Here is a 17,734-nt window from a genome sequence, read left to right on the forward strand (position 1 = left end):
AACCGATTTATCATGACATTTTGGAGCAGGCGCCCGTGGAAGCTGGACTGATGTATTCCGCCCTGGTGTTTCTGGTCGCGGCGGTGGCGGTGGTACCGCTGTGCAAGCGGCTGGGGCTGGGGGAAGTGCTTGGGTATCTGCTGGCGGGGGTGGCCATCGGCCCGGCCGCGCTCGGCCTGGTGCGCGAGCCGGAGCAGGTGCTGGGGTTTTCCCAGATCGGCATTGTGTTTCTGCTGTTTATCATCGGCCTGGAGCTCAAGCTCTCCCGGCTGAAGCTGATGCGCCGGGCGGTGTTTGTCTTTGGCGGCCTGCAGCTCCTTACCGCCAGCCTGGCCATCGCCGTCATTGCCTGGCTGCTGGGCCTATCGCCCACGGCGGCGCTGATCGTCGGCTTCGGCCTGGGGCTGAGCTCGACGCCGCTGGTGCTGCAGCTGCTCGGCGAGGGCGGTGAGATGCAGAGCCGCCAGGGGCGCTATGCCTTTTCCATTCTGCTGTTCCAGGACATGGCCACCATTCCGGTGCTGGCGCTGATTCCTTTTCTCGGCGCCGGGGCGAACCTTGACGGCAACTCGTCAGACGTTCTCGGGGATATTGTGCTGGGCCTCGGCGCCTTTGCGCTATTGATTCTCTGCGGGCGCTACCTGCTGCGTCCGCTTTTCCACCAGGTCGCCAAAATGCGCAGCCGCGAGATGTTCCTCGCCGCTGCCTTGATGGTGGTGTTGGGCGCCGCGCTGCTGATGGAGCAGGCGGGGCTGTCCATGGCGCTGGGTGCCTTCGTTGCCGGGGTGTTGCTGGCGGGCTCGGAGTATCGCCCGGCGATCGAGGCGGATATTCAGCCGTTCAAGGGCCTGCTGCTGGGGCTTTTCTTCATGGCGGTGGGGATGACCGCTCAGGTTGGGCTGCTGCTGGAAGAGCCCCTGCGCATTCTGCTGCTGGTGCTCGGGCTGTCGGTGGTCAAGTTTCTTATGCTGCTGGTGGCGACGCGGCTGTTTCGTCGACCCTGGGCCGTCGCCCTGCGGCTGGGGGTGCTCATGGGGCACGGCGGCGAGTTCGGTTTCGTGCTGTTTTCCACCGCGCTGTCCGCCGGCGTGTTGGAGGCGTCGCTGGCCGATACGCTGATCCTGATCGTGTCGCTTTCCATTGCGCTGGCGCCCCTGACCAATGCGCTGGCGCTGCGCTCTGGTTTGCTGGCGCACAAAAAGCCAACCCGGGAATACGACCGGCCCCAGGATCACGAGCCCCGGGTGCTGATCATCGGTTTCAGCCGCTTCGGGCAGGTGGTCGGGCGGGTGCTGCAGAGTTTGCAAATCCCCTTCACGGTATTGGACAGCGACCCCGAGCGGGTGGATTTCGTCCGCCGCTACGGCCACCAGGTATATTTCGGCGATGCCTCGCGGCTCGATCTGCTGGAGGCCGCCGGGGCAGGGCGCGCGCATCTGCTGGTGCTGGCGGTAAGCGAGGTGGATATGTCGCTGCGCGTGGCCGGCCTGATTCGGCGGCGCTTCCCCCGGGCCAGGCTGCTGGCCCGGGCGCGGGATCGCTACCATGCCCAGCAGCTGATGCGCCTGGGCGTTTCCGTGGTGATTCGCGAGCTGCTGCTGTCGAGCCTGGAAATGACCCGGCGGGTACTGATGGAACTGGGCGTCAAGGACGAAATTGCCCAGCACACCATCGAAACCTTCCACCGGCACGACGAGCATACCCTGGCGCGGCAGATGGAGGCGTCCCGGGAGGAACAGCAGCAGCCGCAGAGCCACGCCCAGGCTAACCGGGAACTGCAGGAGCTTTTCGAAGCGGACGCGGAAAGCCTGACCCCGGGCACTCTCGAGGAGCCGCCGCCGCGCCCCTGATCCGGCCTGCTGCCGGCCCGCCGGCGCTTTGCATTGCCGGCGTGCAGGCTTATGGTGGGAGGAGGATGCCTGCCGGCGTTGTGCCGGCGGCGGGCATGACAATCGGGAGGTGGACATGAGCCAGAAACGGGCGTTGACACAGCTTTACGTGTATTACGACGGCGCCTGCCCCATATGCCGACGCGACCGCGCTCGCTACGAGCAGTGGGCCGGCGAAACCGGCGATTCGGTTACCTGGTGCGATCTCAGCGAGTACGGCGAGCACCTGCACGCTATCGGCGTGGATCCCGACGTGGCGCTGCTGTCGCTGCATCTGGAAGACGCCGAAGGGCGCCTTTACGAAGGCATCGACGCCTACGTGCTGCTGATGAAGCGGGTGCCCCGGCTGCGGCCGGCGGCGTTTGCCATGGCGCTTCCGGGCGTCAAGCCCGTGCTGACGGCGGTCTACAAGCGCTGGGTGCGCCGCCGGCTGGCCCGGGAGGGGCGCCTTCCCTCCTGACGTCGCGCTTAGCGATCCAGCTCGTGGGCATAGCAGGGCGGCGACGCCACGGGGTCGCGGTCGGCGGCGTCTTCCTTTTCCAGCGCTTGCAGCACGCTTTCGCGCAGCGCCGGCAGGTGCGAGTCCTCAATGCGCCGGCTGGCGGTTAAAAGCGTCAGGCGCCCGGCCCGGGCGTAGCGCATCAGCGGCAGCAGCAGGTCGTCGTTGTCGGCAAGCTCCAGACCGTAGCGGGTATCGAACGCTGCCTGGCTGCGCCGGTCGCGCCGGTATTTGCGCCGCAGCGCGTTCGAGGGCGCCGCCTCAGGATGCCAGGCGCTTAGCTCAAGCGCCTCCCGCGCTTTGCCCCGGGGCCACAGGCGGTCAACCAGCACTCGGGCGCCGTCGTCCGGCTCGGCGGGGGCATACACGCGCTTCAGCGCAATCGAGTAGCTCACTGTGCCTCCTCCTTGTTCCTCACTGAACGTACAGTCTAGCAAACCTCCGGCAGAGCGTTTACCGCCTGCCGGAGGGGCGGCTATCTTGATTGCGGCGCAATGAGACCATAATCTGGCGCCTTATTCCGTCCTCCATTGATGCCGAGCCCTGAACCCGTGAAGCCCATCGCTTACGCCCCCGAGACAGCCGCTGAGCTGACGCCCGACGGCGACCGCTACTTCGACGGCATGGCGGAGAAGTTTGCCCGCTCGCTGTATAACGCCCCGCGGGGCGCGCTGCGCCTGGCGCTGCTCGATGAGCTGCTGCCCGAGATGCTTAACCTCGACGGCCAGCCGGCGCTGGACGTCGGCGGCGGCCTTGGCCAGCAGGCCGCCTGGCTTGCCCGGCGCGGCCATTCGGTCACGCTTGCCGAGCCGTCTGCGGATATGCTGGATTACGCCCGCCGTGAGTTTGCCGGGGAAGCCTTTGCCGAGCGCATTGAGTATCTGCAGGCGCCGCTGCAGGCCCTTGAGACGCGCGCTTCCGGCCCCTGGCCGCTGGTGATCTGCCACGCGGTGCTTGAGTGGCTGGGCGACCCCGAGTCCGCGGTGCTGACTCTTGGCCGGCTGCTGGCCCCCGGCGGCCAGCTGAGCCTGATGGTATTCAACCGCGACGCCCTGCGCTTTGCCAACGTGATCAAGGGCAACCGGCAAAAAGCGCTGGACGACCGCCTGGAAGGCTGGGGGCGCGGCAAGCGGCTGACGCCGGTGTCCCCGCTTACCCACGCCGATATCCAGCGCTTTGCCGAAGCCGCCGAGCTCGAGATCGAGGCCGCGGCGGGTGTTCGTATCTTTCAGGACTACCTGCGCGAGCCGGTGGCGGATGACGCCGACCGGGCGACGCTTTGGGCCCTTGAGCGTGCCTACTGCCGCACCGAGCCCCACTGGCGGCTGGGCCGCTATTTGCTGTATACCCTGCGCAAGCCATCCACAAAAGAGACCCTTCCATGAGTGCCCAGACGCCCAGCTGCCAGCTGCTTTCCCGCGACGCCTTCTTCGATGACCCGGACTTTGCCGGCTTCTGGGCGGTGGCGCCGCCGGACGACCCCTGGCTGGTGAGCGCTGCCGGGGGCACCATCAGCGCCGATGAAGCCACGCTTGAGCGTTGGCGCTTGGCCGATAAGCCTATTGCGTCCCCGCTTGGTCAGCCCCTTGAGGCGGTGCCGGCGGCGGTGCTGTTCTGGCCCAAGGCGCTGAAGCTTGCCGGCTGGTGGCTGGACTGGCTCAGCCAATCCCTGCCCGAAGGCACGCCGCTGGCAATAGTGGGCGAGCACGGCGGGGGTATTCGCCGAGCTTCGAAAATGCTCGCCGAGCGCGGGCTTGAGTGCGAAAAGCGCGACGGCGCCCGGCGCTGTTCGGTATTTGTCACCGTGACCCAAAAGCCTGAAGGCGCGCCGACGGATGCCGCCTGGGAGCGCTTCAGCGCCGGCGACATCACGCTTGCAAGCCACCCCGGCGTTTTCGGCCACGGCAAGGTGGACGAGGGCACCGCGCTACTGCTGGAAGCCCTTGAATCCACGCTTGGCGACGCTCCGCTCAGCGTTCTCGACGTGGGCTGCGGCGACGGCATTATCAGCGCCTGGCTTGCCCGCCGGGGGCATCGGGTCACGGCGGTGGACGTGAACCACTTCGCCGTGGAGGCAACCCGCTGCACTTTGGCCGCAAACGCCCTGGAAGGTCGGGTGCTGGCAAGCGACGTCTACGCCGGGCTTGAGGAAGACGTACGCTTTGACCTGATCGTGAGCAACCCGCCGTTTCATCAGGAGCGCAATATCGACTACGGCCCGGCGGGAAGGCTGATTGCCGAGGCGCCCGAGCGGCTGAACCGAGGCGGCCAGCTGGTGCTGGTCGCTAACGCTTTTTTGCCTTACGCCGAGCCGCTGGAACGGGCGATTGGCAAATTTGAGGTGCTCGCCGACAACCGCCGGTTTCGGGTGTATCGGGGTAAATAAGGTAACCGATGCATTCCTGTTTTTGCGTCGTTGCGAACGCAGTGAAGCAATCTCGGGATTTTACTATTGGCACAGTAATGAGATCGCCACGCTTCGCTCGCGATGACGCGTAGCTCGTAGGAGGGCGGCTATGCCGCGCGACGGGCGTCGATAGGCGCCCATAAAAAAACCGCGCGTCCCTGAAGGGGCGCGCGGTTTTGCGTTGGCAGCTACCGGCCGGGCGTTACAGCGCGGTCCAGAGCGCGACGTTGGGCGCAAGGCTCGAGTCCACCGACATCATCACGCTGAGCGCGGTGATGGTCAGGATGGAAAAGCCGAAGACCTGCTTGGCCCACTTCTCGTCGTCCCGGGCGCGGTAGCCCTCAAGGCCCAGGTAGAGCCAGTAGACCCCCATCACCAGGGCGACGGCGAAGTAGCCTACCCCGGCGTAGCCGGCCAGGCTAAGCGTGAGCGTGGCCACCACAAAGGCCAAAATGTAGCCGAGGATGTAGTGCTTGGCGGTTTCGATACCGCGCACCACCGGCAGCACCGGAATCGACGCGGCGCGGTAGTCTTCCCGGCGGAAGATGGCAATGGCGTAGGAGTGCGGCATCTGCCACAGGCAGAAGATCGCCAGCAGCGTCAGCGCGCCGGTATCGAGCTGCCCGGTGACCGCGCAGTAGCCCACCACCGGCGGGACTGCGCCGGAGAGGCTGCCGACCAGGGTGCCGAACTCCGAATGGCGCTTCATGTAGAGGCTGTAGGCCCCCACATAAATCGCAAAGCCGAAGGCGGCAAGTCCCACGGTCAGGGCGTTGGTGCCGAGAGCCAAAAGACCGAAGCCGCCGAGCCCCAGAAGGGTCGCGAATACCAGCGTGGCTGCCGGGGTGATCCGCCCCTGAACCAGCGGGCGGCTTTGCGTACGGCGCATGATCGCGTCGATATCGCGGTCGATGACGTTGTTGTACGCGCACCCCGACGCAATCACCAGGCCAAGCCCCACAAGCGTTGCGAGAAACAGCCAGGCGTCGAACTCGCCCCGGGCGGCGAGGAAAAAGCCGCCCATAACGGAGATAACGTTGCCGCCGATGATTCCCGGCTTGGTCAGGGTGACGAAGTCCTGGAAACGGCTCGGCGTCGCCACTAGCCGATCATCATATTGAGATGCAGGTGATGCATGATCCACAGCGAACCTCCCACGACCAGGGCCAGTATAGTGAGCGTGAAGATAAACGACGTCAGGTTCCAACCTTCGTCGGACTTGGTGTTCATGTGCATGAACATCACCAGCTGCACCAGAATCTGGGCGACCGCCATGGCCACGATAACGAGCACCGTCGTTGCGGTACTGAAGGCGCCGCTCATCACCGTGCCAAACGGGATCACCGTCAGCACAATGGAGAGGATCAGCCCCGTGACGTAGGTCTTGACGCTGCCGTGGCTGGCGCCGCCCGGTGCGGTATGCGAATCGCTCATATCACAGCACTCCCATCAGGTAGACGAAGGAGAAAACGCAGATCCAGACGATGTCCAGAAAGTGCCAGAACAGGCTCAGGCACATGATCCGCGGGCGGGTCATGTCGTTAAGCCCCTTGGTGGACACCTGGACCAGCATCACCAGGATCCAGATCAGGCCGAATGACACGTGCAGTCCGTGGGTGCCCACCAGGGTGAAGAACCCGGTGAGAAACGCGCTGCGATCCGGCCCGAAACCTTCCGCAATCAGGTGGTGAAACTCGTAAAGCTCCATCCCCACAAAGCCCGCGCCGAGCAGGAAGGTAATGCCCAGCCAGGCCTTGATCTGGCCGGCTCGGTCGGCGTTCATCGCGAGCACGGCCATGCCGTAGGTAAAGCTTGAGAACAGCAGCAGGAAGGTCTCGACCAGCACAAAGGGCAGCTCGAAGATCTCCCGGCCCGAGGGCCCGCCGGCCGTGCCCCCGGAGAGCACGGCGTAGGTGGCGAACAGCGAGCCAAAGATCACCAGGTCGCTCATCAGATAGACCCAGAAGCCGAAAACCGTGGTGCCGCCATCGTCGTGATGCTCGGCGTGGTCGTCCTGAACGGCCGCCGGGGCGTGTTGGTTAGTCATGGTTTGGGTTGCCATTATGCCCGCACCTCCACTCGGTTGGTGGGCTCGAGTTCGTCTCGACGCTGGAAGCGCTCGCGGTGTTCGCGCTCGATGCGCTCGACCTCGGCGGCGGGGACGTAGTAGTCGATGTCGTCGTTGAACACGCGCATCAGAAAGGCCACAAAGATGCCCGCACCGCTAAGCGCGGCCAGCCACCAGATATGCCACACCAGGGCAAAGCCCAGCGCAATGCTCAAAATGCCCATGACCGGGCCGGCCACGGTGTTTTTGGGCATGTGAATGTCCTCGTAGGGTCCGTGGCTGAGCAGCGCCTCGGCGCCGTTTTGCTGCTTGTCTTCCCAGAAGCTGTCGATGCCGGTGACGACCGGGAGGTGGGCATAGTTGTAGAACGGCGCCGGAGACGAGGTGGACCATTCAAAGGTCCGCGCGTCCCAGGGGTCGCCGGTAACGTCCAGGTTCTGCCGGCGATCGCGGACGCTGACGTAGAGCTGAATCACCGTGCAGGCAATGCCCGCCATGATGATCACGGCACCGACCCAGGCAACGATCATCAGCGGCTGCCAGTCGGCGTTGGCGTAGCTCTGCATGCGCCGCGCGGCACCGTAAAAGCTCAGCACGTAAAGCGGCATAAAGGCGGTGTAGAAGCCGATGAACCAGCACCAGAAGGCGCGCTTGCCCCATTTCTCGTTGAGCGTGAAGCCGAAGGCCTTGGGGAACCAGTAGGTGAGACCCGCCATCATACCGAAGACCACGGCGCCGATGATGACGTTGTGGAAGTGGGCGATGACAAAGAGGCTGTTGTGCAGCACGAAGTTGGCGCCGGGCACCGCGAGCATCACGCCGGTCATGCCGCCAAGCGTAAAGGTCACAATGAAGCCAAGGGTCCAAAGGATCGGCGAGGTGAACTGCAGGCTGCCGCGGAACATGGTGAACAGCCAGTTGAAGATCTTCACCCCGGTGGGGATGGCGATGATCATCGTAGCAATGCCGAAGAAGGCGTTGACGTTGGCACCGGCTCCCATGGTGAAGAAGTGGTGCAGCCAGACGATGAACGACAGCACCGTGATGCACACCGTCGCCCAGACCATGGTGGTATAGCCGAACAGCCGCTTGCGGGCGAACGTTGAGGTGACCTCGGAGAACACGCCGAAGGCCGGCAGCACCAGGATATACACTTCGGGGTGGCCCCAGGCCCAGATGAGATTGACGTACATCATCATGTTGCCGCCAAAGTCATTGGTGAAGAAGTGCATGCCGAAGTAGCGATCCAGGGTGAGCATCGCAATGGTCGCGGTGAGGATCGGGAAAGACGCGATGATCAGCACGTTGGCGCACAGCGACGTCCAGGTGAAGATCGGCATGCGGAACATCTTCATGCCCTTGGTGCGCATCTTGAGGATGGTCACAAAGAAGTTGATACCGGTAAGCGTCGTGCCGATCCCCGATATCTGCAGCGCCCATATCCAGTAGTCCACGCCGACGTCGGGGCTGTACTGAAGCTCCGACAGCGGGGCGTAGGCCAGCCAGCCGGTCTTGGCAAATTCGCCGATGAACAGCGACAGGTTGACCAGCACCACGCCGGCGGCAAACAGCCAGAAGCTCAGGTTGTTGAGAAACGGGAAAGCCACGTCGCGCGCGCCGATCTGCAGCGGCACCACCAGGTTCATCAGGCCGATGACCATGGCCATGGCGACAAAGAAGATCATGATCACGCCGTGGGCGGTAAATATCTGATCAAAGTGCTCGGGCGGCAGATAGCCCGTCGCGCCCCCGGCGGCCATGGCCTGCTGGGTACGCATCATGATGGCATCGGAGAAGCCGCGCACCAGCATGACCAGAGCGACGAGGAAATACATGATGCCGAGTTTCTTGTGGTCGACGGTGGTAATCCACTCCGACCACAGGTACTGCCATTTCTTGAAGTAGGTGATCGCCCCCAGCAGCAGCGCTGCCACTACCGCAATAGCCGCAACGGTACCCATGATGATGGGCTCGTGGACGGGGATCGCCTCCAGACTCAGTTTTCCGAACATGGTTTACTCCGCTGCCTCCGCGTTTAGCAGTGCCTTGCCATCGCTTGATGACGGGCCATCCGCCTCGCGGCCGGTATGAAAGCTTTGCAGGATGTCTTCATAAAGACCGGGCGATATCTCGGAGAAATACTTCACCGGGACGTCCCGGGTGGGGAGCGCCAGATGGTCGTACTGCTCGGGGAACGTCAGGGTCTTGTCGGACTCGCGCGCCTTGGCGACCCAGTCGTCAAAGCCTTCCTGGGACGTGGCAATGGCGTCGAACGTCATGCCGGCAAAGCCCGATCCGCTGTAGTTGGTCGAGCGCCCCGGGTAGGTGCCCTGTTCGTCGGCGATCAGATGAACGTCGTTGTCCATGCCCGCCATGGCGTAGATCTGGCTGCCCAGGCGCGGAATGAAAAACGAGTTCATCACCGACCCCGACGTCACCCGGAAGCGCACCGGTACATCCTCGGGGAAGGCCACTTCGTTAACCGTGGCAATGCCTTCTTCGGGATAGATAAAAAGCCACTTCCAGTCCAGCGAAACGACCTGGATTTCCATGGGCTCGGCGTCGCTTTCCAGCGGCTTGTGGGGGTCGAGGCTGTGGGTGGTTTTCCACGTCAGCGTCGCGAGAATCGCGATAATGACGCAGGGGATCAGCCAAACTACCACCTCGATGGCGTTGGAGTGAGCCCAGTCCGGCTCATAGACCGCGGTCTTGCTGCTGCGGCGGTAGCGTACGGCAAACCACAGGGTCATGCCGATCACCGGGATAACCACGAGCAGCATCAGGCCGAAAGCGGTAAGGATCAGCCACGTTTGTTCATGGCCGATCTGCCCCCGGGAGTCCAGCAGGGCAGACCCGCACCCCGCCAGCAGCAGCGGTAGCGTGATCAGCAGCAAGGTACCGATGGCGCGCGTAAAGCTCTTTCTTCTCATCTTGCGACCTCGTGGGAGTGAAGAGACGAGCGCGCTTTCGGGCCGGTCAGGCGCCGGAGCCAACGGATTGACGGACGTCGACAGAGGGGTCGTGTCCTCGCGGCAGCGTTGGCAGGCTAGTTATTAGCAGGCTAACGGGTTGCGTGAGACTGACTCTTAACGGCTGGATGTCGGTATTGGCTGACGAGGTCCTGACGGTAAGAAGGCGCGCCGTCTGGCGTAGGCCGCAGGTAAAGCCAGTGCGTCTGTCCGGTAAAAGGGAGGGAAAACCGGAGCAAACGCAGCGGCTTTAACCGCGGAGTGCGCATTATTAAACAGGAAAAACCGCGCTGTGAAGCGACGTTTTGCCACACCCCTGCCGCGCCGGAGATTGATTTGGGTCAAGGCAGACGCTCACCTTCGCGTTCAAGGCCCGCAGCGGCAGGGCAAGGCGGCAAGCGCTCAGGGGATCGGTGCGTAGTCGATGCCGGTGACGATATAGTGCTGCTGGCCGCCGGGTGCGGCCACGGTGACGTCGTCGTCCACGGCCTTGCCCAAAAGCGCCCGGGCCAGCGGTGCGTCGACGCTGATCCAGCGCTTGCGGGTGTCGGTCTCGTCGTGGCCGACAATGCGCAGGGTTAGCGTCTCGCCGTCGTCGTCCTCAAGCTCGACAAAGGCGCCGAAGAATACCTTGTCGGTGTCCGCCGGCAGGCGATCGACTACCTGGAGCTCGTCGAGGCGCTTGGTCAGGTAGCGGATGCGGCCCAGCACCCGGCCGAGCTCTTTCTTGTTGTAGGTGTAGTCGGCGTTTTCCGAGCGGTCGCCCTGGGCGGCGGCTTCGCCCACCTTGGTGGAAAGCGCCGGGCGCTTCACCCGAGCCAGGTGATCGAGAATGCCGCGCAGGCGCTCGGCCCCCTCGGCGGTGATCAGGTTGCTCTTGGGTTCCTGGCGCGGATCCTTGGCCGGGTCGCGCCAGCGGGTCATGTTTCTGCCTTTCATCTAGGCTCCTTGTTAACCGTCGCGCGCTGTCAGCGGCTGCCCACTTTAGGCCGGCAGGGCTGCGTTGCCAAGCCGGTGCCCATTGGCATTTCAAGCCGTCAGCGCCGATAATGGGGCGATATTGAACCGGGCCGGGAGCTGTTGAATGATATCCACATCCGACGAATCGCGACTGCCTGCCAGGTCGTTATTGACGCCGCCGTTTACCGGCGAGGACGTCGATATCGCCTCGCGCGAGGTGCTGCAGCAGGGCTTTTTCCACGTGGAAGCGCTGACCCTGCGCCACCGCCTGTTCGAGGGCGGCTGGAGCGACACCGTGCGCCGCGAACTTCATTGCCGCCATGGCGCGGTGGGCGTGCTGCTTTACGACGTGGCGCTGGATTCGCTGGTGTTTGTCGAGCAGTTCCGCGTCGGCGCGGTGGATGATTCTTCCTCGCCGTGGAAGCTTGAGCTGGTGGCGGGGCTCAAGGACCGCGATGAAAGCGAAGAGGAAGTGGTCCGTCGGGAAGCGCAGGAAGAGGCCGGCTGCACGGTTCAGGAGCTGACCCGGCTGCACCGCTATTACCCCAGCCCCGGTGCCTGTAACGAGCGGGTCACACTGTTCTGCGCGCTGGTCGATGCCGCCCATCTGGGCGGCGTGCACGGCGCGGCAGACGAGCACGAGGACATCCGCGTGCATGTGGTACCCTTCGCCGATGCCTGGGAACTCATGGAAGCGGGGCGACTCGATAACGCCATGACGCTGATCGGCATGCACTGGCTTGCCGGCAGGCGCGCCTCGCTGCGCGCCCTTCCCGAGCACGCGCGCCGCTTCGGCGCGACGACCGCGCAATAATTCGAGCAGGAGCGAACATGGCACGAAGCGCCTACGTCACCGATCTGAAAACGCTGCAGGGCGAATGCAGCGCCAACTATCTGCGGCTGCTGCGCCTTGTCGGCGACATGGAGCAGGGGCAGCAGCGCGAGATCGGTCTGGGCGACGCACCCGATGACGCCGAGGTGAAGAGCGCCTTTGCCCTGCGCCTGCACGTGCGGCAAAACGCGCCTTACACCACCCTGGTCGAAATCAGCCAGACCGGCCCGCTGGACCGCGTGGTCGAACGCCCCAGGATGCGCGTGCATCTCTATCACGACGTGCGCATGGCCGAAGTCATCGACTTTCAGCGCGAGCGCCACTTCAGCGGGCGCTACCGCTACCCCAATCCGCGCATGCATCAGCCCGACGAAAAGCTCCAGCTCAACCGCTTTCTGGGCGAATGGCTGGCCCACGGCTTGGCTCACGGGCGCAGCGCCTTCGTCGCCGAAACCCCCTGAGCGCGGCTGACGCAGTGCGAGTATCTCCCGTCGATAAAAGCCCGCCCATGAAACTGGTTCAGATTACCGATACTCACCTTCACGCCGATCCGCTGGCGCGCTCGCGCACCGGCGTGCCCCTTGCTCAGCTGGAAGCGGTGATCGCCGCGGTGAGGGCCGAGCGCCCGGACGCGGTGGTCGTTACCGGCGATATCAGCCAGGACGAAACGCCTGCTTCCTACGCCGCCGCCGCGCGGCTGTTTGGTACGCTGCCGTGCCCCTGGTATTGGCTTCCCGGCAACCACGACCGGCTGGATTTGATGGCTGCCGAGCGCGAGCTGGTCGACGCCGTAGACCTCGGCACCTGGCGCATGCTGCTGCTCAATACCCGGGTGCCGGGCAAGCCCCACGGCGCGCTGGGGGCAGAAAAGCTCGCCGCGCTGGCGGCCTGGCTGGAAGGCAACGACCGCCCGGTGCTGATCGCCATGCACCATCCGCCGGTGGCGGTCGGGGCCGCGTGGATGGACGCCATCGGCCTTGAAGATAGCGAAGCCTTCTGGCGCACGCTGGCACACTACCCCCAGGTGCAAACGGTGCTGTTCGGCCACGCTCACCAGGCGTTTGCCCGCGGCGTAGCGTGCGCGGAGCACCGCGTTCAGGTCTACGGCTGCCCGGCCGCGGCGGATCAGTTTCTGCCCGATGCGGTAAGCTTCGCCGTGGACGCCGAAGCTAGCCCCGGCTACCGGGTGATGACCCTGAGCGAGAGCGGTTTCAGCACTCGGCTAGAGCGCGTGGCGGCGTTTGCCGCGAGTTCTGGCAGCGAGTAGCCTGTGATGCTTTATCTTTTATGTAATAGTTATACAAGCGTTATGCAATCCACTGGGCGGCAGTAAAGCGTCCTCTGCAGGGAGTTGGGCGTTATGAAACAGGGGCTGCGACGCGTCACGTATTTTTTCCGGCGGCTGGCCCACGTGGCGGCCTCGCCCGTACGTCGAGACAACGGCCGCGGAGGCACGGTGGTGCACCCGTATCGCGGCTACGGCTCCCGGGAAGAGGCGTTCGTCATGGGGCGGGTGTACCGCCAGATGGCCTTGGGGCGGATGATCCCCCGGCGCGGCGCGCTGCGCGATACCGCCGACGTCGCCCGGCGGATACTGCGCCGGGGCGTGGTGCGAGCCGAGGTCGACGTGCGCCTGGGGGGTAACCATCGCCAGGTGGTGACCGACCGCGACGGCTATTTCAACGTGCGCCTGCCGCTGGGAATCCCGCTGCCCGTGGAAGTCTCCTGGCACCGCGCCGATATTGAAGTGAGCACCGCGGCTGACCGCCTGGTGCGCACTCACACGGAAGTCTACGTTCCCGCCGAGGAAACCGATCTGCTGGTGATCAGCGATATCGACGACACGGTGATGTTCACCGGCGTGGCTGAGAAGCTCAAGATGCTCTACCGGCTGTTTGTGAAAACCGCCGAGCGGCGCACGGCGTTTCCCGGCGTGGCGGCGCTTTACCAGGCGCTTCATCGGGGAGCGGACGGCAAGCTGGAGCGGCCGATTCTCTACGTATCCCGGGGGCCCTGGGCGATTTATGAAATGCTCGAGGCGTTTTTCCAGATCAACCGTATTCCCGTGGGGCCGATTTTATTTCTGCGCGAGTGGGGGCTTTCCTGGCGCCACCCCTGGCCGCGAAAGGCCGAGGATCATAAGCGCGAGCTGATCGAGCGGATGCTCAGGCTGTTCGACGACGTCCCCTGCGTGCTGATCGGCGACAGCGGTCAGCACGACCCCGAAGTCTATACCGAGATCGTCAAGGCCCACCCGGGGCGCATCGCGGCGATCTATATCCGCCGGGTGGACAATAATCCCGACCGCGAAGCCGCCATCAACCGGCTGCGCGAAGAGCTTGTGGGCAGCGACTGCGAGCTGATACTCGCCGCCGACAGTCTGAAAATGGCCCGCCACGCCCACCACCGCGGGTTTATTTCGGCCCACGGCCGCGAGGCCGTAAGGCGCAACGTTCGCGACCATCCTGAGGCTGCAGAGAGCACAGACGACGCCGAAAGCGAAGGCGGCTAGCGCGGTTTGCCGGCGATGACCACGGCCCTGCGCGGCGCCGGATAGCCTTCCACGGTGCGGGTGATATCGTCAGGGTCGAGAAAGTCGGCAAGCGATTGGTAGGTCATCCACTCGGTTGAGCGCTGCTCGTCAAGCGTGGTCGCCGCTTCGTCGACCACGCGGACGTTCTCAAGGCCGCAGCGCTCGAGCCAGTGGCAAAGCGCCCGGGAAGACGGCAGGAAGTAGACGTTGGGCATCGCCGCGTAGCGGCTGCCGGGCAGCATGACGGTGTGTTCGTCGCCTTCCACCACCAGGGTTTCCAGCACCAGTTCGCCGCCGGGGGCGAGCGCGTCTTTCAGCTGCTGAATATGCTCAAGGGGCGAGGGGCGGTGGTAGAGCACGCCCATGGAAAACACCGTGTCGAAGAACCCAAGCGTCTCGGGCACGTCCTCGATGCCTACGGGCAGAAAGTGCGTGCGCCCGCCGTCGGCGTCGCCGACAAAGTGGCGCACCGCCTGAAACTGCCAGTAGAACCGCGGCGAGGGGTCGATCACCAGGGCGAAGGCCGCGCCGGCGCCCGCCATGCGCCAGGCGTGATAGCCGCTGCCGCCGCCGACGTCGAGCACTTTTTGGCCCTCGAGCGGGGCCAGGTGCGGGACGACGCGCTGCCACTTCCAGTCCGAGCGCCATTCGGTGTCGATCTCGACCCCGCCGAGCGAATACGGCCCTTTCCGCCAGGGTGCGAGTTTCTTCAGCAGATTTTCACACTGGCGCCGGCGGCTGTCATCAAGCGTTACCTCCACGCTCACGGTGTCGGCATCAAGCGTGACTCGATGCCGGTCGGGCAGTTCGGGCAGCTTGGCCACGGCCTTTTCCCAGCTGGGCAGGTCGCCGTGGCGGCGGCGGTCGAGCCCGGCGGCCAGCTGCTCGGGCAGCCGGGAAAGCCACTCGGTGAGCCCCTGGTCGAGAAACGCCTGGTAGAGCGCGCGCTGGTCGTCGGTCAGAGTCGTTGGCTGCGCCATGCCGTCAGCCCTCCTTGAAGGCGATCATGGAGGCAAAGTTGAGGTATTGAAACCAGGTCATCGAGCGGGCAAAGCCCGAGCGTGCAAGGCGGGCGTGGTGCGCCTCCAGGGTGTCCGGGACCAGCACGTTCTCAAGCGCGGTGCGTTTTTGACTGATTTCCATATCGCTGTAGCCGTTGGCGCGCTTGAAGTCGTGGTAGCGCTCCACCCGCCAGGCGTTGTCGTACTCGTCGGCGTCGACGGTCTTTTCCGACAGCACCAGCACGCCGCCGGGTTCCAGCGCCCGGTAGAGCCTTGCCAGCAGGGCGTCGCGGTCTTCCGGGGGCAGAAACTGCAGGGTGAAGTTGAGCATGATCATGCCCGCCGGGGCGTATTCCACCTCGCGGATATCGGCGACCTCCACCTGCATGGCGTGCTCGGGGCACTCGTCGGTAAAGGTTTGCCGGGCGCGCTCGACCATGGCCGGGGACAGATCAAGGCCCACGTAGTCAAAAGCGTCCGGGGGCAGGGCACCGGCAAGCGCCAGCCCGCCGGCGCCGAGCGAGCAGCCCAGGTCATACACCCGGGCGCCGTGGCGCAGGTGGCGCTCGGCAATCAGTCCCAGCATGCCCAGTACCTGGCCGTAGCCGGGCACCGAGCGGCGGATCATGTCGGGAAAGCACGCCACGACTTTCTCGTCGAAGGAAAACCGCGCCACCCGGTCAAGGGGTGTCGAAAAGATGGCGTCACGGTAAGATGCATCACTCATGGGGCAGGCCGATCCGTAAAAACGATCCGTCGAGAATGAGGCCATAGTTTACGCGCCCCGCCATGACGCGAACAGACTCCGTTTCAAAAACGCGTGCCAGAAGGAGAGGGCCAGATGGCCAACGTTGAACCCACCACCCCCGACAGACTGCCCGCCTGGCAGGCGCTTTTGCGCCACGCCGAGGCGCACAAACACAGCCACGTGGCCGCGCTTTTTGCCGAGGAGGGGCAAGAGCACCGCTTTGCCCGCTTCAGCCGTCGGGTGGCCGGGCTGACGCTGGACCTTTCCAAGCAGCGTTGGGATGAGGACACGCTGAACCAGCTGCTGGCGCTGGCCCGGGAAGCCGGCGTACCGGAGGCCATCGAAGGCTTGCTCAGCGGCCAGCGGATGAACCAGAGCGAAAACCGCCCGGCGCTGCATACCGCGCTGCGCCTGCCGGCGGGCGCGACGCTCGAGGTGGAAGGCGAAGACGTGGTCGGCGCGGTACAGGAAAGCCTTTCGCGGATGGAAAGTCTGGTCAAGCGGCTGCACGCCGGGCAGTGGCGGGGAGCGACGGGCAAGCCCATCCGCCGGGTGGTCAACCTGGGCGTGGGCGGCTCGGACCTGGGGCCGCAGATGGTGACCCATGCGCTGGCAGACTTTCGCCCCGACGATATTCATCGGCTGAAGATCCACTTTGCCTCGACCATGGACGGCTCCCAGCTTGTCGACTATCTCAGCCGCCTGGACCCGGAAACCACGCTGTTCGTGCTCTCATCGAAGTCGTTTACCACGGTGGATACGCTGTCCAACGCCGGTACCGCCCGGGACTGGCTGATTTCGCGCCTTACGCCCAAGGGGGCCGCGCCCATCAGCGCCGAGCTGATCATTCGCCAGCATTTCATCGGGGTGTCGGCCAGCCCGGAAAAAATGACCGCCTGGGGAATCGCTCCGGCCCATCAGCTGCGCTTTTGGGAGTGGGTCGGCGGGCGCTACTCGCTGTGGGGCACCATTGGGCTGCCCATCGCGCTGGTGATCGGCATGGCCAACTTTCGCCGCCTGCTGGCCGGCGCCCACGCCATGGACGACCATTTCGCCCGGGCCAATCTGGAAGACAACGCCCCGGTCATGCTCGCCCTTGCCGGCATTTGGAACGTCAATTTTCTGGATATTCGCGCCCACTCGATTCTGCCCTACGACGGCCGCCTGGAGTATTTCTCGGCGTATCTTGAACAGCTGGAAATGGAATCCAACGGCAAATCGGTAACGCGAAACGGCGAGGCCGCCGAGTATTCCACCTGCCCGGTGCTCTGGGGGCAGCTTGGCCCCAACGCCCAGCACGCCTTTTACCAGCTGCTGCACCAGGGCACCCAGCCGGTGGTGTGCGATTTTATTGCGCCGCTTACGCGCTATGACGACGTAAAGGACGCCGAAACCCGCCGGCTGCTCCAGTCCCAGCACCGCTTGACGCTGGCCAACTGCTTTGCCCAGTCGCGGCTTTTGATGCTGGGCGACGAGGCCATCGACGACGATACGCCGCGCCCGGCGCACAAGCGCTATCGCGGCAACCAGCCCTCGACCACGGTGCTGCTGGACCGCCTGACGCCGGAAATCCTGGGCTCGCTGATTGCCCTTTACGAGCACAAGGTGTTCGTTCAGGCAACGATCTGGGGCATCAACCCCTTCGATCAGTGGGGGGTGGAGCTTGGCAAGCAGATCGCCGGGCAGACCCAGCAAATTCTCGAAGGCGACGCCGAGCCCGACGGCATGGATGCCTCCACCCGGGGGCTGATGGAAGCCTTTTGGGCAGCGGGTGGCGGCCCGCCCGAATGAGCTTCTCGTCGTTCGCCAGGCGGAGACGGCCGAGCTC

The 17,734-nt window shown here is 64.6% G+C and carries 18 protein-coding genes; 9 read left to right on the top strand and 9 right to left on the bottom strand.

The annotated features are described in order from the left end of the window. Window positions 1-35: 35 nt before the first annotated feature. Both RS027_RS04280 and RS027_RS04285 read left to right on the top strand, forming a co-directional pair. Window positions 36-1,850 (top strand): monovalent cation:proton antiporter-2 (CPA2) family protein, encoded by a 1,815-nt coding sequence (locus RS027_RS04280; protein WP_311954710.1) that lies wholly within the window; start codon window positions 36-38, stop codon window positions 1,848-1,850. Window positions 1,851-1,965: 115 nt separating this feature from the next. Beyond that, window positions 1,966-2,349, top strand: a complete 384-nt coding sequence (locus RS027_RS04285) for a thiol-disulfide oxidoreductase DCC family protein (RefSeq protein WP_311954711.1) — start codon at window positions 1,966-1,968, stop codon at window positions 2,347-2,349. 8 nt (window positions 2,350-2,357) lie between these two features. Here the strand turns inward: RS027_RS04285 and RS027_RS04290 are convergent, their stop codons facing one another. Next, on the bottom strand, window positions 2,358-2,783 hold the full coding sequence (locus tag RS027_RS04290; RefSeq protein ID WP_311954712.1) for a DUF488 domain-containing protein: 426 nt from the start codon (window positions 2,781-2,783) through the stop codon (window positions 2,358-2,360). Window positions 2,784-3,011: 228 nt separating this feature from the next. On the opposite strand from RS027_RS04290, the gene RS027_RS04295 reads away from it, so the two are divergent. Further along, the gene (locus RS027_RS04295; protein ID WP_376717578.1) at window positions 3,012-3,773 is read left to right on the top strand and encodes a methyltransferase domain-containing protein; all 762 of its coding nucleotides are present in this window, start codon (window positions 3,012-3,014) and stop codon (window positions 3,771-3,773) included. Further along, window positions 3,770-4,774, top strand: a complete 1,005-nt coding sequence (locus RS027_RS04300) for a methyltransferase (RefSeq protein ID WP_311954714.1) — start codon at window positions 3,770-3,772, stop codon at window positions 4,772-4,774. The genes RS027_RS04295 and RS027_RS04300 overlap by 4 nt, the downstream gene beginning before the upstream one ends. Before the next feature lie 223 nt (window positions 4,775-4,997). Here the strand turns inward: RS027_RS04300 and cyoE are convergent, their stop codons facing one another. The 6 genes from cyoE to greB form a co-directional block, all read right to left on the bottom strand. Continuing rightward, the gene (cyoE, locus tag RS027_RS04305; RefSeq protein ID WP_311954715.1) at window positions 4,998-5,897 is read right to left on the bottom strand and encodes a heme o synthase; all 900 of its coding nucleotides are present in this window, start codon (window positions 5,895-5,897) and stop codon (window positions 4,998-5,000) included. Then, window positions 5,897-6,229: a cytochrome o ubiquinol oxidase subunit IV gene (locus tag RS027_RS04310; protein ID WP_311954716.1), complete on the bottom strand. Its 333-nt coding sequence runs from the start codon at window positions 6,227-6,229 to the stop codon at window positions 5,897-5,899. The genes cyoE and RS027_RS04310 overlap by 1 nt, the downstream gene beginning before the upstream one ends. A 1-nt stretch (window position 6,230) precedes the next feature. Next, complete coding sequence (locus RS027_RS04315) at window positions 6,231-6,857, bottom strand: cytochrome o ubiquinol oxidase subunit III (protein ID WP_311954717.1); 627 nt, start codon at window positions 6,855-6,857, stop codon at window positions 6,231-6,233. Then, window positions 6,857-8,875 carry a cytochrome o ubiquinol oxidase subunit I gene (gene cyoB, locus RS027_RS04320; RefSeq protein ID WP_311954718.1) on the bottom strand — a complete coding sequence of 673 codons (2,019 nt, stop codon included), beginning with the start codon at window positions 8,873-8,875 and terminating at the stop codon, window positions 6,857-6,859. The genes RS027_RS04315 and cyoB overlap by 1 nt, the downstream gene beginning before the upstream one ends. Before the next feature lie 3 nt (window positions 8,876-8,878). Continuing rightward, complete coding sequence (gene cyoA / locus RS027_RS04325; protein WP_311954719.1) at window positions 8,879-9,793, bottom strand: ubiquinol oxidase subunit II; 915 nt, start codon at window positions 9,791-9,793, stop codon at window positions 8,879-8,881. Window positions 9,794-10,234: 441 nt separating this feature from the next. Continuing rightward, window positions 10,235-10,771, bottom strand: coding sequence for a transcription elongation factor GreB (gene greB / locus RS027_RS04330; protein WP_311954720.1), 537 nt, complete (start codon window positions 10,769-10,771; stop codon window positions 10,235-10,237). Between the two features lie 145 nt (window positions 10,772-10,916). Here greB and RS027_RS04335 point away from each other — a divergent pair, with 145 nt between their 5' ends. From RS027_RS04335 to RS027_RS04350, 4 genes are all read left to right on the top strand, one after another. After that, window positions 10,917-11,606 carry an NUDIX domain-containing protein gene (locus RS027_RS04335; protein WP_311954721.1) on the top strand — a complete coding sequence of 230 codons (690 nt, stop codon included), beginning with the start codon at window positions 10,917-10,919 and terminating at the stop codon, window positions 11,604-11,606. 17 nt (window positions 11,607-11,623) lie between these two features. Next, window positions 11,624-12,085: a DUF1249 domain-containing protein gene (locus RS027_RS04340; protein WP_311954722.1), complete on the top strand. Its 462-nt coding sequence runs from the start codon at window positions 11,624-11,626 to the stop codon at window positions 12,083-12,085. 47 nt (window positions 12,086-12,132) lie between these two features. Beyond that, window positions 12,133-12,891, top strand: coding sequence for a phosphodiesterase (locus RS027_RS04345; protein WP_311954723.1), 759 nt, complete (start codon window positions 12,133-12,135; stop codon window positions 12,889-12,891). 93 nt (window positions 12,892-12,984) lie between these two features. Then, window positions 12,985-14,136, top strand: a complete 1,152-nt coding sequence (locus tag RS027_RS04350) for an App1 family protein phosphatidate phosphatase (protein ID WP_311954724.1) — start codon at window positions 12,985-12,987, stop codon at window positions 14,134-14,136. On the opposite strand, the gene cmoB is transcribed toward RS027_RS04350, so the two are convergent. Together cmoB and cmoA are read right to left on the bottom strand one after the other, a co-directional pair. Next, entirely contained in the window at window positions 14,133-15,137 is a 1,005-nt protein-coding gene (gene cmoB, locus RS027_RS04355; RefSeq protein ID WP_311954725.1) for a tRNA 5-methoxyuridine(34)/uridine 5-oxyacetic acid(34) synthase CmoB, read from the bottom strand. The genes RS027_RS04350 and cmoB overlap by 4 nt on opposite strands. A 4-nt stretch (window positions 15,138-15,141) precedes the next feature. Further along, window positions 15,142-15,885 carry a carboxy-S-adenosyl-L-methionine synthase CmoA gene (gene cmoA / locus RS027_RS04360; protein WP_311954726.1) on the bottom strand — a complete coding sequence of 248 codons (744 nt, stop codon included), beginning with the start codon at window positions 15,883-15,885 and terminating at the stop codon, window positions 15,142-15,144. A 114-nt stretch (window positions 15,886-15,999) separates the two neighbouring features. On the opposite strand from cmoA, the gene pgi reads away from it, so the two are divergent. After that, window positions 16,000-17,697, top strand: coding sequence for a glucose-6-phosphate isomerase (gene pgi / locus RS027_RS04365; RefSeq protein WP_311954727.1), 1,698 nt, complete (start codon window positions 16,000-16,002; stop codon window positions 17,695-17,697). The last annotated feature ends 37 nt before the right edge of the window (window positions 17,698-17,734 follow it).

Origin of the sequence: Halomonas garicola (genome assembly GCF_031935715.1) — a bacterium.
In the GTDB taxonomy this organism is placed as follows: Bacteria; Pseudomonadota; Gammaproteobacteria; order Pseudomonadales; family Halomonadaceae; genus Vreelandella; species Vreelandella garicola.

Excerpts from the sequence above, each read along its gene's own strand:
- cmoB (WP_311954725.1), bottom strand. The coding sequence starts at position 15,137 with ATGGCGCAGCCAACGACTCTGACCGACGACCAGCGCGCGCTCTACCAG.
- cmoA (WP_311954726.1), bottom strand. The coding sequence starts at position 15,885 with ATGAGTGATGCATCTTACCGTGACGCCATCTTTTCGACACCCCTTGAC.
- RS027_RS04340 (WP_311954722.1), top strand. The coding sequence starts at position 11,624 with ATGGCACGAAGCGCCTACGTCACCGATCTGAAAACGCTGCAGGGCGAA.
- RS027_RS04310 (WP_311954716.1), bottom strand. The coding sequence starts at position 6,229 with ATGAGCGATTCGCATACCGCACCGGGCGGCGCCAGCCACGGCAGCGTC.
- RS027_RS04285 (WP_311954711.1), top strand. The coding sequence starts at position 1,966 with ATGAGCCAGAAACGGGCGTTGACACAGCTTTACGTGTATTACGACGGC.
- RS027_RS04295 (WP_376717578.1), top strand. The coding sequence starts at position 3,012 with ATGGCGGAGAAGTTTGCCCGCTCGCTGTATAACGCCCCGCGGGGCGCG.
- pgi (WP_311954727.1), top strand. The coding sequence starts at position 16,000 with ATGGCCAACGTTGAACCCACCACCCCCGACAGACTGCCCGCCTGGCAG.
- cyoB (WP_311954718.1), bottom strand. The coding sequence starts at position 8,875 with ATGTTCGGAAAACTGAGTCTGGAGGCGATCCCCGTCCACGAGCCCATC.
- RS027_RS04350 (WP_311954724.1), top strand. The coding sequence starts at position 12,985 with ATGAAACAGGGGCTGCGACGCGTCACGTATTTTTTCCGGCGGCTGGCC.
- RS027_RS04300 (WP_311954714.1), top strand. The coding sequence starts at position 3,770 with ATGAGTGCCCAGACGCCCAGCTGCCAGCTGCTTTCCCGCGACGCCTTC.
- cyoA (WP_311954719.1), bottom strand. The coding sequence starts at position 9,793 with ATGAGAAGAAAGAGCTTTACGCGCGCCATCGGTACCTTGCTGCTGATC.
- greB (WP_311954720.1), bottom strand. The coding sequence starts at position 10,771 with ATGAAAGGCAGAAACATGACCCGCTGGCGCGACCCGGCCAAGGATCCG.
- RS027_RS04335 (WP_311954721.1), top strand. The coding sequence starts at position 10,917 with ATGATATCCACATCCGACGAATCGCGACTGCCTGCCAGGTCGTTATTG.
- RS027_RS04315 (WP_311954717.1), bottom strand. The coding sequence starts at position 6,857 with ATGGCAACCCAAACCATGACTAACCAACACGCCCCGGCGGCCGTTCAG.
- RS027_RS04345 (WP_311954723.1), top strand. The coding sequence starts at position 12,133 with ATGAAACTGGTTCAGATTACCGATACTCACCTTCACGCCGATCCGCTG.